This window comes from Mesorhizobium sp. M0815 (assembly GCF_040319995.1).
Taxonomy (GTDB): domain Bacteria; phylum Pseudomonadota; class Alphaproteobacteria; order Rhizobiales; family Rhizobiaceae; genus Mesorhizobium.
Genome location: NZ_JAMYOU010000007.1, coordinates 150,535 through 165,420 on the forward strand (window position 1 = coordinate 150,535; position 14,886 = coordinate 165,420).

The 14,886-nt window shown below is 63.9% G+C and carries 14 protein-coding genes; 6 read left to right on the plus strand and 8 right to left on the minus strand.

Translation table 11 applies throughout. The features are described 5' to 3' along the window. Positions 1-47 precede the first annotated feature (47 nt). On the plus strand, positions 48-1,010 hold the full coding sequence (xdhC, locus tag NKI01_RS11135) for a xanthine dehydrogenase accessory protein XdhC (RefSeq protein ID WP_352789439.1): 963 nt from the start codon (positions 48-50) through the stop codon (positions 1,008-1,010). Positions 1,011-1,019: 9 nt separating this feature from the next. Here the strand turns inward: xdhC and dps are convergent, their stop codons facing one another. The 4 genes from dps to NKI01_RS11155 all read right to left on the minus strand — a co-directional run bounded on the left by dps (position 1,020) and on the right by NKI01_RS11155 (position 4,907). Next, positions 1,020-1,508 (minus strand): DNA starvation/stationary phase protection protein Dps, encoded by a 489-nt coding sequence (gene dps, locus NKI01_RS11140; RefSeq protein ID WP_023718076.1) that lies wholly within the window; start codon positions 1,506-1,508, stop codon positions 1,020-1,022. A gap of 144 nt (positions 1,509-1,652) precedes the next feature. Beyond that, positions 1,653-2,906 carry an LLM class flavin-dependent oxidoreductase gene (locus NKI01_RS11145; RefSeq protein ID WP_352547948.1) on the minus strand — a complete coding sequence of 418 codons (1,254 nt, stop codon included), beginning with the start codon at positions 2,904-2,906 and terminating at the stop codon, positions 1,653-1,655. Beyond that, on the minus strand, positions 2,903-3,910 hold the full coding sequence (locus NKI01_RS11150; RefSeq protein WP_031193704.1) for an LLM class flavin-dependent oxidoreductase: 1,008 nt from the start codon (positions 3,908-3,910) through the stop codon (positions 2,903-2,905). Before NKI01_RS11150 ends, NKI01_RS11145 begins: the two co-directional genes overlap by 4 nt. 76 nt (positions 3,911-3,986) lie before the next feature. Then, positions 3,987-4,907, minus strand: a complete 921-nt coding sequence (locus NKI01_RS11155; RefSeq protein ID WP_023718073.1) for a LysR family transcriptional regulator — start codon at positions 4,905-4,907, stop codon at positions 3,987-3,989. Positions 4,908-5,046: 139 nt separating this feature from the next. On the opposite strand from NKI01_RS11155, the gene NKI01_RS11160 reads away from it, so the two are divergent. The 4 genes from NKI01_RS11160 to NKI01_RS11175 all read left to right on the plus strand — a co-directional run bounded on the left by NKI01_RS11160 (position 5,047) and on the right by NKI01_RS11175 (position 9,621). Next, the gene (locus tag NKI01_RS11160; RefSeq protein WP_023718072.1) at positions 5,047-6,264 is read left to right on the plus strand and encodes a urate hydroxylase PuuD; all 1,218 of its coding nucleotides are present in this window, start codon (positions 5,047-5,049) and stop codon (positions 6,262-6,264) included. Next, positions 6,261-7,574 carry a guanine deaminase gene (guaD, locus tag NKI01_RS11165; RefSeq protein ID WP_352963163.1) on the plus strand — a complete coding sequence of 438 codons (1,314 nt, stop codon included), beginning with the start codon at positions 6,261-6,263 and terminating at the stop codon, positions 7,572-7,574. The genes NKI01_RS11160 and guaD overlap by 4 nt, the downstream gene beginning before the upstream one ends. Positions 7,575-7,649: 75 nt before the next feature. After that, positions 7,650-8,156, plus strand: coding sequence for a heme-degrading domain-containing protein (locus tag NKI01_RS11170; RefSeq protein WP_352963166.1), 507 nt, complete (start codon positions 7,650-7,652; stop codon positions 8,154-8,156). Between the two features lie 199 nt (positions 8,157-8,355). Then, positions 8,356-9,621 (plus strand): glycerate kinase type-2 family protein, encoded by a 1,266-nt coding sequence (locus NKI01_RS11175; RefSeq protein ID WP_352789371.1) that lies wholly within the window; start codon positions 8,356-8,358, stop codon positions 9,619-9,621. A gap of 1 nt (position 9,622) precedes the next feature. Here NKI01_RS11175 and NKI01_RS11180 read toward each other — a convergent pair whose 3' ends face one another. The 3 genes from NKI01_RS11180 to NKI01_RS11190 all read right to left on the minus strand — a co-directional run bounded on the left by NKI01_RS11180 (position 9,623) and on the right by NKI01_RS11190 (position 13,250). After that, complete coding sequence (locus NKI01_RS11180) at positions 9,623-10,345, minus strand: UdgX family uracil-DNA binding protein (protein ID WP_280940411.1); 723 nt, start codon at positions 10,343-10,345, stop codon at positions 9,623-9,625. A gap of 86 nt (positions 10,346-10,431) precedes the next feature. Beyond that, the gene (locus tag NKI01_RS11185; RefSeq protein WP_352547943.1) at positions 10,432-11,853 is read right to left on the minus strand and encodes a glutamine synthetase family protein; all 1,422 of its coding nucleotides are present in this window, start codon (positions 11,851-11,853) and stop codon (positions 10,432-10,434) included. A 14-nt stretch (positions 11,854-11,867) separates the two neighbouring features. Then, on the minus strand, positions 11,868-13,250 hold the full coding sequence (locus NKI01_RS11190; RefSeq protein ID WP_023718066.1) for an aspartate aminotransferase family protein: 1,383 nt from the start codon (positions 13,248-13,250) through the stop codon (positions 11,868-11,870). A gap of 89 nt (positions 13,251-13,339) precedes the next feature. Between NKI01_RS11190 and NKI01_RS11195 the strand changes: the two genes are divergently transcribed. Then, positions 13,340-13,861 (plus strand): hypothetical protein, encoded by a 522-nt coding sequence (locus NKI01_RS11195; RefSeq protein WP_348633211.1) that lies wholly within the window; start codon positions 13,340-13,342, stop codon positions 13,859-13,861. Positions 13,862-13,865: 4 nt separating this feature from the next. On the opposite strand, the gene NKI01_RS11200 is transcribed toward NKI01_RS11195, so the two are convergent. Then, on the minus strand, positions 13,866-14,840 hold the full coding sequence (locus tag NKI01_RS11200; protein ID WP_352963169.1) for a WD40 repeat domain-containing protein: 975 nt from the start codon (positions 14,838-14,840) through the stop codon (positions 13,866-13,868). Between the last annotated feature and the right edge of the window lie 46 nt (positions 14,841-14,886).

Consider the following 14,886-nt stretch of genomic DNA (forward strand, 5'->3'; position numbering starts at 1 on the left):
CAATTCAGGCCGAAAAACTCTATATTTCCCAACAGGGAACGCGAATGATGAACGCGAAAATGCAGAGCCTGAAAGCCTTTCTTGCCGGTGCCTGCCGGGTCGCCTTGGTTGAGGTGGCCGGGACAAAAGGCTCGACGCCGCGCGAGAGGGGTGCCTTCATGCTCGTCTCAGGATCGGCCACTTTCGGCACGATCGGCGGCGGCCAGCTCGAATATATGGCGATCGACAAAGCGCGGCAGATGCTTGGTCGATCGGCCTCAGGTTCTGGCGAATCTGTCGAGGCTGGCGCCGCCCCTCATCCGCCTGCCTGCCCCTTCTCCCCGTATAGTTACGGGGAGAAGGGGGCTGGCCGCAACGCTGTCGCGACGCTCGACGTCGCGCTCGGCCCGGAGATCGGGCAGTGCTGCGGCGGCAGGGTCGAGGTGCTGATCCGGCTGGTTGACGCCGCGCTTGAGGCCAAGTTGGTCGCGGCGGCGGAAGCCGAGGAGGCGCAGCTGCCGCATGTCTACATCTTCGGCGGCGGCCATGTCGGCCATGCGCTGGCCTCGGCGGTGGCTTTGCTGCCGGTGCATGTCGTCATTGCCGAGACGCGAGCCGAAGCGCTGGAGGGCATGCCAGACACGGTCGAAACCTGTTTGACGCCGATGCCTGAGGCGATGGTGCGCGAAGCCCCGGCTGGATCCGCCTTCGTCGTCCTTACCCATGACCACGCGCTGGATTTCCTGATCGTCGCCGAGGCGCTGAAACGCCGGGATGCCGCCTATGTCGGCATGATAGGCTCCAGAACCAAGAAGGCGACGTTTCGGAACTGGTTCCTTAAGTCGGCGGACGGAAGCGAGGCGGAATTTGACCGCCTCGTCTCGCCGATCGGCGGCGATGCCGTCAAGGACAAGCGCCCGCAAGTGATCGCCGCACTCGCCGCAGCCGAGATCATGACGGCGTTGGCCGCCCACGCGATAGAACCGGCAGCTCCGTCCAAAGCACGTCGTGGCAAGGCGATGGCGGGCTGACGTTTCCTTCTATTCCTGTTCCTGCGTGTGTGCCTCGAGGAACCACAGCAATTTGTCGAGCGAGCGTGAATAGGCGGTGAAGATGTCGGCGGTGTCGGCGTCGCCCGCTCCCGCCGCTTCGTCGATCGCCGCGCGTGCCCGCTTGGCGGTCGCGGCATAGCGGTCGATCAGCGCCGCCAGATGATCTCGGGTCTTGTGGATGTCGGTCGGATAGGCCTCGAGCATAGTCGCCTTCGACACCTCCTGCGATGTGCCGAGCGCCGTGCCGCCGAGCTGTACGGCGCGCTCGGCAATGGTGTCGACATGTCCGTCGATCTCCTCGCGAAACGTGTCGAGCATCTCATGGATGGCGATGAATTGCGGCCCCTTGACGTTCCAGTGCGCCTGCTTGGTGATCAAGGCCAGATCTATGGCGTCGGCGAGGCGGGCGTTGAGAAGATCGATACACTCTTTCTTGGCATTGGATTGCAGGTCGTTGCGGGTGGCGATGGCATCCATGATCGGCTCCTGTGGCGGTTGCGTCCGCGTGGTTTGAAGAGGGCGAAGTTTGTGGAAGGTCAATCGAGCATGCGCGCAGACGCCCTCATCGCCGCGGCACAGCATCCCAAAACGGCGATCTCCGACTTTCGTTCCGCTCTTCGTTTACGCCGGCCTTTTCAAGCCCAGATGGTCGCGCAGCGTGCTGCCGTCATAATCCGTACGGAACAGACCGCGCCGCTGCAGCTCCGGCACGACAAGCGTGGCAAAGGCATCGAGTTCGCCGGGAAAATAGGATGGCATCACGTTGAAACCGTCTGCCGCGCCGCCCTCGAAGCGTGCTGCGAGCTGGTCGGCGATCTGGGCCGGAGTTCCGACGACGCGCCAATGGCCGCGCGCGCCGGCGAAATGACGGGCAAGCTGGCGAATGGACAGGTTGTCGCGGCGCGATTGCTCGATGACGAGCGCCTGCCGGCTCTGCATGCCTTCGCTGGCCGGCAGCTGCGGCAGCGGTCCGTCGATGGGATAGCGCGAGAGATCGGATATGCTGAGATAGCTGGAAAGCAGCGCAACGCCGACATCGTCCGGTATCAGCTCCTGCAGTTCATCATGTTTTGCCCGGGCTTCCGCTTCGCTTGCCGCGACGACCGGCGCCACCCCAGGCATGATCTTGAGGTCGTCCGGCTTGCGCCCATAGGCAGCCAGCCGTCCCTTGAGGTCGTCGTAGAAGGCCTTCGCTTCCTCGAATGTCTGCGCCGCCGTAAAGACCACGTCGGCGGTCCGGGCGGCGAGGTCACGACCCTCGTCCGACGCTCCCGCTTGCACCATGACCGGTGCACCTTGTGGCGAGCGCGGCAGATCGAGCGGGTCACGCACCGAAAAACTTCTGCCTTCGTGTCCACCCTGGCCTCGCCAAAGGCCGGCAACCACGGCAGCGAATTCGCGCGCCCGCCCGTAACGGTCCGCATGCGGGCGCAGACCGGTCGAGCCGAAATTGGCGGCCTCGATCTGGCTGGCCGAAGTGACAAGGTTCCAGCCGGCACGCCCGCCGCTCAGATGGTCGAGCGACAGGAAGGTCCGCGCCAGCCCGTAAGGCTCGTTGTAACTCGTCGATGCCGTGGAGACGAGGCCGATGCGCTCCGTCTGCACCGCGAGCGCCGCAAGCAGGCTGATCGGCTCGAAGCCAATCGAGCGCGACGTTTGGCTGGCGATGTCGACATTGGCCTCGCGCACACCGGCGGCGTCCTCGCAGAAGATCATGTCGAACTTCGCCGCTTCCGCCGTCCGCGCCAGCTGGATGTAATGATCGATGTCGATGCCAGCCGTGACATGCGCCTGCGGATGGCGCCAGGCGGCGATGTGGTGGCCTGTCGCCCATAGGAAGGCGCCGAGCTTCATCTGGCCTCGACCGGCGCTCATTGCCGATCCTCCCCTGCAAGCCCGAGATGGGCCCGCAGTGTCGCTGCGCTGTAGCCGGACCGGACAAGGCCGCGGCGGCGAAGCTCCGGCAGCACGAGACCGATGAAATCGTCGAGCGCCGACGTGAGCGGCACGGCGATGTTGAAACCGTCGCAGGCTTTCGAGCGAAAGCACTCTTCGAGCCTATCCGCAAACATATCCGGCATGGCGGCCATCTCGCCATCCGTGACAACATTCATCAGCACCTTCAGCCCCTCCGGCCTGCGCCCGAAGGCAAGCGCACGGCGCTTCAGATCGTCAGCCCAGTCGATCGATCGCTGGTCTAGCAGGACAACATCGGCGGTGCGGGCGGCGATATCCATGTCGGGCTCGGACAGGCCGGACATGACCAGCACCGGCGTGTCCTGCGGCGACCGCGCCACGTTGAGCGGCCCGCGCACAGAAAAATATTCGCCCCTGTGGTCGAGAAGGTGCATCTTCTCGGGATCGAAGAAGCGGCCGCCACTTTTGTCGAACAGAAGCGCGTCTGCGTCCCAGCCTTTCCACAAGCCTTGCACGATGCCGACGAATTCCTCGGCGCGCAGGCGGAATGCGTCGCCGGAAAACCCTTCCGGTCGGCTGAAATTGGCCGCCTCGCGCGGGTCGGGCATCATGCTGGCGTTCCAGCCGGCGCGGCCATGGCTGATAATGTCGAGCGAAGCGAAACGGCGCGCGAGATTATAGGGCTGGTGGGCGACCATTGACGCCGCGGCGATGAGACCGATCCTGCTTGTCACCGTCGCCAGCGCTGCCAGCAAGGTCGTTGCTTCGAAGCGCATTTGCCGGTTCGGTCCGCCTGCAACCGGCGCGGAATCGGCGAGCAACACCATATCCAGGCCGGCCGCTTCGGCTTTTTGCACGGACCGCGTCAGCAGACTGAAATCCGGAACGACGTCGGACGGAGAGGAGGGAGCAGTTTCCGGAGCTAGTGAAACGGCTAGATGCATTGTGGCGCCGCTGGCCATCGGTCTTCCCTGGTGAGTGAGATTCCATAAGAAATATCTTCGCCGGCTGGACGGAAAGCAACCGGCCAGCCGGCGATCATTTGCCGGCCAGAATATCCCTGATCAGCCGCTGGCAGCGCTCGGCCATGAAGTCGAGCAGCAGCCGCACCTTCGGATCCTGCAGCTTCTTATGCGGGTAGACGGCGGCGAATTGCACCGGCGTCGGCGGCGTTTTGCTCAGGATCACCTTCAGCCGCTGGTCGCGGATAAACGGCTCGACCTCGAAGCGCGGCTTGTTGATGATGCCGCGGCCGGACAGCGCCCAGCCGGTCAGCACGTCGCCGTCATCGGTATCGTAGGGGCCGTGCACTTCGAACTTTTGCGGCCCGTTCCGCGTCTGCAGGGTCCAGACATATTCGCGCGCGCCGGAATAGCGCAGCATCAGGCAATCGTGCTTCTTGCCGATCAACTCGCTCGGCTCGCTCGGCTCGCCGCGCGCCTCCAGATATTGCGGAGCCGCCACCAGCACTCGCTCGCAGTCCATGATGCCGCGCATCCTGAGGCTGGAATCCTCGATGATGCCCAGCCGGAACGCAACGTCGATGCCTTCCTTCATGATATCGACATTGTGGTCGGAAAGCCGGAGCCGCACCTCGATATCTGGGTATCTGTCGTGGAAATCCGGGATGCCGGATGCCACCAGTCTCCGCCCGAGGCCGAGCGGCGCTGTCACCTTTATGGTGCCGCGCGGCTGGCCGGATAACGCGCTGACCGCAGCTTCGGCCTCGGTGACCGCCTCGAGCACCTGCTTGGCGCCGGAATAGAACACCGTGCCGTGCTCGGTCGGCATCAACTGCCGCGTCGTGCGGTTGAACAGCCTGACACCGAGATGCTTCTCGAGCTCCTTGATCCGGTTGGAAGCGACCGCCGGCGAAATGCGCATGTCGCGCCCAGCCGCCGACAAATTGCCGAGTTCGACGACGCGAACAAAAACGGCGATGTTATCGAGATAGGCCATGCGGCTTTCGGGGCTCTCATGTGGCTGCGTATGATCAGCCTAGTATTTTCCAATTTTTTTTGAAAGTCATCGTGCACCTCAGCCCTTTCCGTTTGCGCTCCAGTCCGTAAAGTCAGTCGATCGGCAGGGACGATTTTTCATGATGGATTTCGCGATATTCTGGGATTGGCTGAGTTTCGCCGTGCGCTGGCTGCACGTCGTCACCGGCATCGCCTGGATCGGCTCGTCCTTTTATTTCGTCGCGCTCGACCTCGGCCTGCGCCAACGCCCGGGCATGCCTGCAGGCGCTTTCGGCGAGGAATGGCAGGTGCATGGCGGCGGCTTCTACCACGTGCAGAAATATCTGGTGGCACCGGCCGAAATGCCCGAGCACCTGACCTGGTTCAAGTGGGAATCCTACGCCACCTGGCTGTCAGGCTTCGCGATGCTGTGCGTGGTCTATTATGCCGGGGCGGACCTGTTCCTGATCGATCCGAATGTGCTTGCCATGTCGGTGCCTACAGGCATCTTGCTGTCGCTGGCGACGATCGGCGTCGGCTGGGTGGTCTACGATCTCCTGTGCCGTTCGCCGCTCGGCAACAGCGACACCGGCCTGATGCTGGTGCTGTATGGGGTGCTGGTATTCATGGCCTGGGGACTGACCCACCTGTTCACCGGCCGCGCCGCGTTCCTGCATCTTGGCGCCATCACCGCGACGATCATGTCGGCCAACGTCTTCATGGTCATCATCCCCAACCAGAAGATCGTCGTCGCCGACCTGATCGCCGGCCGTAAGCCCGATCCGAAATACGGCAAGATCGCCAAGCAGCGCTCGCTGCACAACAACTACCTGACGCTGCCCGTTTTGTTCCTGATGCTGTCGAACCATTATCCGCTGGCGTTCGGGACAGAGTTCAACTGGGTCATCGCCTCGCTGGTGTTCATCATCGGCGTGCTGATCCGGCACTATTTCAACACCAGGCATGCGCGCAAAGGCAATCCGACCTGGACCTGGCTGGCGGCGGCCGTGCTGTTCTTGGTCATCATCTGGCTGTCGACGGTGCCGAAGTTGCTGACCGGCGAGGCGAAGGCGTCGGCGGCGGCCCAGGTCTACGTTGCCTCGGCGCATTTCCCTGCCGTGCGCGATACGGTGCTTGGCCGCTGTTCGATGTGCCACGCCGCGGAGCCGTCCTACGAGGGCATCTACCACGCGCCGAAGGGCGTGATGCTCGACACCGATGCCGGCATCGCCGAGCACGCCGGCGAGATCTACCTGCAGGCCGGCCGCAGCCACGCCATGCCGCCCGCCAACGTCACCCAGATCACCGACAAGGAACGGGCGCTGCTGGTGGCATGGTTCGAAGGCGCAAGGAAATGACCAGCACGCTCCTGCGCGGCCGCACGCTGTCGTTTTTGCGCTGGCCCGAAACCGTCGACGACCATTCCGCCTGGCGCTACGAGCAAGATGGCGGCCTGCTGCTCCGCGATGGTAGGATCATTGCCGCCGGCGCCTATGCCGAGGTCGAGAAAAAGGCGGGCGAGGGAACAAGAAAGGTCGACCATCGGCCGCATCTGCTGCTGCCCGGGTTCATCGATGCGCACGCGCATTTTCCGCAGATGCAGGTCATCGCTTCCTTCGGCGCCGAGCTGCTCGACTGGCTGAACACCTACACTTTTCCGGAAGAGACAAAATTCGGGAACGCTCAGCATGGCCGCCGTATCGCCAGGCTGTTCCTGGATGAAGTATTGCGTCATGGCACGACGACTGTCGCCGCCTATTGCTCGGTACACAAGGAATCGGCCGAGGCGTTCTTTGCCGAGTCGCATGACCGCAACATGCTCAACATCGCCGGCAAGGTGATGATGGACCGCAACGCGCCGGACGGCGTGCTCGACACGCCGCAATCGGGTTATGACGACAGCAAGGCGCTGATCGAGGAGTGGCACGGCAAGGGGCGCCAGCACTATGCCATCACCCCACGCTTCGCCATCACCTCGTCACCCGAGCAATTGGAAACGGCGGGCGCGCTCTGCCGCGAATATCCGCACTTGCATATGCAGACGCATCTGTCGGAAAACCACGCCGAGATCGCCTTTACGCAGCAATTGTATCCGCAGACGCGGGACTATACCGACATCTACGAGCAGTATGGACTGCTCGGCCGCAAAAGCCTGTTCGGCCACTGCATTCATCTGTCGGAACGCGAGGCGGATGTGCTTTCGGATAGCGGCTCGGTGGCGGTGTTCTGCCCGACCTCCAACCTGTTTCTCGGCTCGGGCCTGTTCGATTATCAGCGCTATCGCCGCCGCGAGAAGCCGCTCCGCATCGCCGCCGCCACCGATGTCGGCGGTGGCACCAACTATTCGATGCTGCGCACCATGGACGAGGGCTACAAGGTGATCGCGCTGAATGGCGAGAAGCTCAATCCGTTTCAGTCATTCTGGCAACTGACCCGCGGCAATGCCGAGGCCTTGTCGCTTGCGGAAAAGATCGGCACTCTGGAGGAAGGCAGCGACGCCGATATCGTCGTGCTCGACGCCCGCGCCACGCCGGCGATGCGGCTGCGGGTGGAGACGGCGGACACGCTCGCCGAGGAATTGTTTCTGCTGCAGACGCTAGGCGACGACCGCGCCGTGCACGAGGTCTATGTCGCCGGTCGGGCAGTTAAGGCGGACATGGCGACCTAGCTGGTCCCGGCGTCCCGGCTTGACCGAACGGCAGCCATCGGCCAAAGCGTGCGACGAGATTAACAGGGGAACGACATGGCCGTTGCGGACGACATCGCTCTGATCAAGAAACAGGAAGCCGCGCTTGTTTTCTCCGCCTTTGACGAGGCTGTCGCTTTCGAGATCGGCTCGGCGATCCGCGACCGGGCTTTGACCGAGAACCTGCCGATCATCGTCGATATCAGAACCTTCGATCGGCCGCTGTTCTATGCGGCAATGCCCGGCTCGAACGCTTCCAATCCGGACTGGGCGCGGCGCAAGATCAACGTCGTGCGGCGGTTCCTGAAAAGCACCTACCGCATGGTGCTGGAGCAGCAGCGCCCCGACCGCAGCTTCAAGCCTGGCGAGGGGCTGGACATTGTCGACTACGTGCTGGCCGGCGGCGGCTTTCCCATCACTGTCAAGGGCGCCGGTGTCATCGGCGTGATCGCCGTCTCGGGCCTGCCGGAGCGTGAGGACCATGGCGTGGTCGTCGATGCGCTGTGTAGCTACTTGGGCGTCGATAGCCAGGAGTTGGTCCTGCCGCCGGAAGCAACATCGTGACGTTGGCGCCGCCCCTCATCCGCCTGCCGGCACCTTCTCCCCGTGTAGCGACGGGGAGAAGGGAAGCGCTCCAACGCTGGCGTGTCCAGTTGATAGATGGGTTGCGACCCCCTCTCCCCGTCTCTGGACGGGGAGAGGGTAAGGGTGAGGGGCAGCGCAGACGCCGCAGAAGTTCGCAGAACGTCGGTGGCAGCTCAGTATGACCATTCTCGACCCGAAATCCTTCCTTATATCCATCTTCAACGCCGCCGTTGCCGCCGCCGATCCCCAGAGGACGATCAAGAATCATTTGCCGGCAAGGCCGAAGGGCCGCACGATCGTCATCGGTGCAGGAAAAGGCTCGGCGCAGATGGCGGCTGCTTTCGAGGAAGCGTGGGACGGGCCGATCGAAGGGCTGGTCGTCACCCGCTACGGCTATGGCGCGGTCTGCCGGCGCATCGAGATCATCGAGGCGGCGCATCCGGTGCCGGATGCCGCCGGGCTGGAAGCTTCGCGGCGGCTGCTCGAAAAAGTCCAGGGACTGACTGCGGACGACCTTGTCGTGGCGCTCATTTCCGGCGGCGGCTCGGCGCTGCTGCCGTCACCCGCCGAAGGTCTGACGCTGGCCGATGAGATCGCCGTCAACGAGGCGCTGCTCGCCTCCGGTGCGCCGATCACCGCGATGAACACGATCCGTAAGCACCTTTCCACCATCAAGGGCGGCAGGCTGGCGGCCGCCGCATATCCGGCCAAGGTGGTCTCGCTGGTGGTATCAGACATTCCGGGCGACAATCCGGCTCTGGTCGCTTCTGGTCCGACCGTGCCGGACATAGGCAGCCGTGAGGACGCACTGGCGTCGATCGCTGCCTATGGCATGAAGCTGCCGGCTTCGGTCATGGCGCATATCAAGTCGCCGGCGGCCGATGCGCCACGTCCGGACGATCCGCGTTTTATCCGCAACGAGGTGCATCTGATCGCTTCGGCCGGCGTCTCGCTGGAAGCAGCAGCGGCCGAAGCGAAGCGCCGAGGTATTCAGGCCGTCATTCTCTCCGATTCCATCGAGGGCGAGGCACGCGAGGTCGGTGGCATCCACGCCGCAATCGCGCGCGAGGTGGCGACGCGCAGCCGGCCATTTGCAAAGCCGGTGCTGATCCTGTCGGGCGGCGAGACGACGGTGACCCTGCGCGCGAAAGGCAAAGGCGGCCGTAACTCGGAATTCCTGCTCGCCTTCGCCATCGGCATCACCGGCATGGCGGGCGTGCACGCACTGGCCGCCGACACCGACGGCATTGACGGTTCGGAAGACAATGCCGGCGCCTTCGCCGACGGCTCGACAGTTTCGCGGATGCGCGCGGCGGGCGTCGATGCCAAGGCCATGCTTGCCGGCAACAACGCCTGGACGGCATTCAATGCCGTAGATGACCTTTTCGTACCCGGTCCGACCGGCACAAACATCAACGATCTCCGGGCGATACTGATCAAATAGCTCAGGCCGCCATCAGCCTTTTCACCGCTCTCATATCCTGCAGGAACCGCTCGCGTTCGGCCCGCTTGTCCGCCGGCTCGCGAATGCGCAGAATGAAGGACGGGTGGATGGTGACGAAGACACGCAAGCCATCGTCGCGCTCCACTACCGCCCCGCGCATCTTCATGATCGGCACCACCTTGCCGAGCAGCGCCTGCGCTGCAGTGGCGCCGAGTGCCACCGCCAGGTTGGGCTTGATCAGATCGATCTCTTTGTCCAGCCACCAGCGGCAAGCCTGCACCTCGCCGGCATTCGGCTTGGAGTGGATGCGCCGCTTGCCGCGCGGCTCGAACTTGAAATGCTTAACCGCGTTGGTGACGTAGACTTTCAGCCGATCGACGCCGGCATCATCCAGGATCGCGTCGAACACCTTCCCGGCCGGACCGACGAAAGGCTTGCCCGCCAGGTCCTCCTGGTCGCCCGGCTGTTCGCCGACGAAGATCACCTTGGCTTTATCAGGACCCTCACCGAACACGGTCTGCGTGGCATCGCGCCATAGCGGACAGCGGCGGCAGATCTTGGCCGTTTCGCGCAGTTCAGGAATCGTCCTGGCGTCGATTTCTGTCGTGTCCGGGGACTTGCTTGCAGGCAAGCCTCTCGACTGCACCTTGGCATGGTGCGGCGTCGGGGTTGTCTGCATCCTGGCGATCATGACTAAGGCGGCCTTGTTCGCTCCTGCAATCAGACACGCAATGAGCAAAGCCCGCCGAAGGTTCCGCTGAAATTATTCCGCATGGGCCTTCACCGGCAGATGGCCGACGATGTGAAGCCCTAAACCTCGTGCAGATAGAGGTGATAATCCAGTTCGCTGACCGTGCGCGCCACGCGCAGATATTCCGACTGCTTGATCGCCACGAATGTCCGGTGCAGGTCTTCGCCCAATGCGCCCTTGAGGAAGGTCGACGCCCTTGCCGCCTCGATCGCGGCACGCCAGTCGACCGGCATCGTCGTGCGCGTGACGGCGGATTCGTAGCCATTGCCGGTGGTTTCAGGGCCGGGGTCAAGACCTTCGTCGAGACCCCTAGTGATGCCGGCCAGCACCGTTGCCGCGACTAGATAAGGGTTGGCGTCGACGCCCGATGGCCGGTGCTCGATGCGGCGGTTCTTGGCATCGCCGGCTGGCACACGCAGCGCCACCGAACGGTTGTTGACGCCCCAGGTCGGCGCCACCGGCGCATAGGATTGCGATACGAAGCGCCGCCATGAATTGGCGTGCGGCGCGAACACCAGCATCGATTCCGCCATCGTCTGGATCAGTCCGCCGAGACCGCGCAGCAGCGGAAGCGACCAGCTTTCGCCGCCGGCTTCGGCAAAGACGTTCTTGCCGGCATCATCCAGCAGCGAGACATGAAAATGCATGCCAGAGCCGGCATACTTCTCGATCGGCTTGGCCATGAAGCAAGCGGTGACACCATGACGGCGTGCCTGCGCCCGCACCAGCCGCTTGAGCATGACGAGATCGTCGGCCGCCCGCATCACGTCCTTGCGGTAATTGAGCGTCAGTTCGTACTGGCCGGGCGCATATTCCGAGATGACCGTCTCGGCCGGGATGCCTTGCACCTTGGCCGCGGCATAGATGTCGGAAAACAGCGGCTCCATGCCGTGCAGATGGTCGACGGAATAGACCTCTGTCTTGGCCGAGCGGCGGCCGTCGAGCACCGCATGCGCCGGCTGCACCTTGCCTTCGGCATCGCGCTCATTGGCGAGCAGGAAGAACTCGAGCTCGAAGGCGCCGGCCGGATGCAGGCCCTTGGCCGCGAGGATATCTACCTGGCGGGCGAGCGCCAGCCGCGGGTCGGACGACATCGGCTGGCCATCGAGATGGTACATCGCCATCAACACCTGGCCGCGCGGCGGCTGGGTGCCGAACAGCGGCACCAGCGTGCCGGGGATCGGCCACGCCCGCAGGTCGCCGTCGCCGGTCGTCCAGATCAGCCCGGTCTCGTGAACATCCTCGCCGGTGATGTCGAGGCCGAGGATCGAGATCGGCATGTGCCGGCCGCCCTCGAAGATGCTCATCAACTCATGTCGGCGCACGATCTTGCCGCGCCCCACGCCATTGGCGTCGGTCAGCACGATGTCGAACGCTTCGATCTCCGGATGGGCGTCGAGAAAGGCCTGCGCCTCGGCGGGCGTCGAGCCCGAAGGGGATGCCGTGACCAGGTTCAAACTTTGCTTGGGCGCTTGTTTCATGCTGCCAGCTTGTCTCATGCCGTAAGCTTTGCCGCAACCGCGCCGAAGGCGGTGATCAGCCGGTTCACCTGGGCGGCGCGAGTTGCCGGCGAGATCAGCATCATATTGTGGAACGGTGCGATCAGCACGCCGCGATTGACCAGCGCGACATGCATCGCCGCTTCGAGCTCCGGCGCATGCGCCCTCTCGGCTTCGCCGCCATTCCTCAGCGGGCCTGGCGCGCAGATGAACTCGACGCGGGCGCCGACCCGAGCAACATGCCAGGGCAGGCGATAGCGATCGATAACGGCAGTCAGCCCGGCGTCGAGCCGCCGCGCCAGATGGTCCATATGGCTGTAGTTCTCGTCGGTCATGACGTCTTCGAGCGTGGCACGCATCGCCGCGAATTGCAGCGGATTGGCCGACAGCGTTGTCCCCATGCCGGAATAGCCGGGCTCTTTCCGGCTGATATAAGCGGCATAGCGCGCCGCAACGCCTTCGCTCATGCCCCACACACTCGCCGGTATGCCGCCGGCAATCGGCTTGCCGAGCACGAACAGGTCCGGCTCCAGCCCGTATTTGCTTGTATAGCCGCCGGGACCGGTCGAGATCGTATGCGTCTCGTCGATTAGAAGCAGCGTGCCGGTCGCACGGGTGAGACGCCGCAAGCCGTCATGAAAGCCGGCTTCGGGCAGCACCATGCAGGAATTGGTCAGCACCGGCTCGGCGATGACGCAGGCGACATCGTTGCCCTGAAGTGCGGCCTCAAGCGCCGGCAGATCGTTGAACTCGACGATATCAGTTGCCCGCGTCAGGTCGCGGAATTCGCCGGCCAGTCCCGGTCGGTTCACCGCTTTGCCGTCGACCAGCCGGACCATCGTCTCGTCGACCGAGCCATGATAGCAGCCGTTGAAGACCAGGATCTTCTCCCGGCCGGTAACGGCACGGGCAACCCGCAGCGCGAAGCGGTTGGCGTCGGTTGCCGTCGTCGCGATCTGCCACAACGGCAGACCGAAGCGCTGTTGCAGCAGCGGGCCGATGGCGAGCGCGTCCTCGGCAGGCAGCATGTAGGTCAGACCGCGTCCGGCCTGCCGGCGGATGGCGCGGGCGACCGGCGGCGGCGAATGACCGAACATCGAGCCGGTGTCGCCGAGGCAGAAATCGTCGAGCCGGTTGCCGTCGATATCTCTGATGGCGGTGCCTTTGGCCTTATCAACGAGGATCGGGAACGGCGTCGGCCAGTCGTTCATCCAGTGCATCGGCACGCCGCCGAAGAAGCCGGGCAGGCCATTGCCGATTTTCGCCATCGATTTCGGCCGCGCCTGGCGGAAGGCTTCTGCCTCGGTCTCGCGCAACTCGGCAATCCGGGCCGGGCCGATGCCGCCGATGGAGGTCTTTGAATGGTCGATGACGTTCATGGCGGCCCTCTCCGCCGCACTTTAGACAATCGGCATCCGCCACCGCAATTGGCGGGCGGCTGCCCTGTGTTGGGTCAGCGGTCATTTGAATGGAACAGGCGCTTGACCGCGAGCCGCCTTCGGGCGCCAATGGCACTTCGGCTGGAGGGGACACGATGGTGCGGGCGATCATCTGCGCGGCAACGCTGCTGTCGTCGGTTGGTGCGGCTTTGGCATCCGGCGGCATCTGGTGTTCCGCCGAGGATGCAGCCGTCAAATTTGAGGTCGATGCCGGGGTCACCAGAGGCATGGGCGGGCCGACCTTCAATTTTCGCGGCGAGCTCGAAATTCTGGGCAGGCCAGTCGGCGACAGTCTGCGCAAGACTGTGTTCGAGGATCAGAACCTCACGCAATATTGGCTCGACAACAAGGAATTGCGGCTGCTCGTCTATCGCGAACGGCAGGTCGAAAACGCCTACGACTATGTCGAACTGGCGATCCTGACCAAGGCCAGCGACGAAGGCGTCTATGACGGCCGCTATTTGCTCTCAATCTATGATGTAACGGACGATGCCGAAAAGGATGGCAAGCCGGCTGAATTGACCGGCAAAGTATCTTGCGGAGCCGACTAACGGGCTAGGCGGAAATGTCGATGACGCCGCAATCGCCGGCGGCGCTGCCGAACGCGACGCGGCGCTCTTCCTTGTCCCACATCATCGATGTGATGGCGCCCTTGCCTGGCCGGCGCAGCAGCACTTCCCTGGCGTCGGCGAAGCGCACCGCCATCACCATGCCGTCATCATACCCTATCGCCACTACATCTTGGCTCGGATGGCAGGCGACGGAGGTGACCATCGCATTGCCGCGCGTGCCGAGTTCCAGCGGCGCCTTGCCCATCGGCCCATCCTTGCCCGAAAACGGCCAGACGATCGCCGCCGGAGCGCCCGAACTCGCCAGCCATTTGCCCTTGGCGCTCCACGACAGGCTTTTGACCTTGCCGGGATAGCCGGACATCCGCATGTGCTTGCCGTCGGCGAGTTTCCAGCCATGCAGCGCGTTTTCCTGCATTGTGGTGACGACGAAGCCGCCGTCCGGCGAAAACGTGATGCCGGTGTGGGCGCCGGCCCATTCGAGCTCGACCGGCTTGCCGTCGGCGGCCGGGAAATGCAGCGTCGCGCCATTGTAGCGGGCAACGCCGAAGCGCATGCCCTTGGGCGAGAAGGCCAGCCCCTCGACCGAGCGCGGATGCGAGAATTCCCTGGTCTTGCCGTCAGCAAAACGCACACAGGCAATTTTGCCCGAAGCATACGCAACAGCGCCTTGCGGCCCGGCGGCGACGCTGGTGATCCATTTTTTGCCTGCGGTCGCCAATTCCGCAGTATTGCCGCCTGCGGTCACGGCAAAGATCTTGCCGTCCTCACCGCCGGTGATCAGCCGGTCGTTTGCGCCATCGTGAAGGGCGGCGAGCAGCCCGTCATTGGCCTGCACCGTCTTGTGGCCATGGTCGAGCCGATGGATTGTGCCGTCGGCCAGCGCGAAATGCGGCACGTCGCCAAGGAACACGGCGGCGAGGCAGTGGCCTTCGAGATCGAGCGGGGCGACTGTCGGCATGAGAGACCATTCCGTTCGAGATTTCTGCTGCCCCACCCTTAAGGGG

What these genes read in the sequence shown, in the direction of transcription:
- NKI01_RS11145 (WP_352547948.1), bottom strand. Translation starts at nt 2,906, where the DNA reads ATGAGCGCCGGTCGAGGCCAGATGAAGCTCGGCGCCTTCCTATGGGCG.
- guaD (WP_352963163.1), top strand. Translation starts at nt 6,261, where the DNA reads ATGACCAGCACGCTCCTGCGCGGCCGCACGCTGTCGTTTTTGCGCTGG.
- NKI01_RS11200 (WP_352963169.1), bottom strand. Translation starts at nt 14,840, where the DNA reads ATGCCGACAGTCGCCCCGCTCGATCTCGAAGGCCACTGCCTCGCCGCC.
- NKI01_RS11195 (WP_348633211.1), top strand. Translation starts at nt 13,340, where the DNA reads ATGGAACAGGCGCTTGACCGCGAGCCGCCTTCGGGCGCCAATGGCACT.
- NKI01_RS11185 (WP_352547943.1), bottom strand. Translation starts at nt 11,853, where the DNA reads ATGAAACAAGCGCCCAAGCAAAGTTTGAACCTGGTCACGGCATCCCCT.
- NKI01_RS11155 (WP_023718073.1), bottom strand. Translation starts at nt 4,907, where the DNA reads ATGGCCTATCTCGATAACATCGCCGTTTTTGTTCGCGTCGTCGAACTC.
- NKI01_RS11190 (WP_023718066.1), bottom strand. Translation starts at nt 13,250, where the DNA reads ATGAACGTCATCGACCATTCAAAGACCTCCATCGGCGGCATCGGCCCG.
- NKI01_RS11160 (WP_023718072.1), top strand. Translation starts at nt 5,047, where the DNA reads ATGATGGATTTCGCGATATTCTGGGATTGGCTGAGTTTCGCCGTGCGC.
- NKI01_RS11150 (WP_031193704.1), bottom strand. Translation starts at nt 3,910, where the DNA reads ATGGCCAGCGGCGCCACAATGCATCTAGCCGTTTCACTAGCTCCGGAA.
- dps (WP_023718076.1), bottom strand. Translation starts at nt 1,508, where the DNA reads ATGGATGCCATCGCCACCCGCAACGACCTGCAATCCAATGCCAAGAAA.
- NKI01_RS11170 (WP_352963166.1), top strand. Translation starts at nt 7,650, where the DNA reads ATGGCCGTTGCGGACGACATCGCTCTGATCAAGAAACAGGAAGCCGCG.
- NKI01_RS11175 (WP_352789371.1), top strand. Translation starts at nt 8,356, where the DNA reads ATGACCATTCTCGACCCGAAATCCTTCCTTATATCCATCTTCAACGCC.
- xdhC (WP_352789439.1), top strand. Translation starts at nt 48, where the DNA reads ATGAACGCGAAAATGCAGAGCCTGAAAGCCTTTCTTGCCGGTGCCTGC.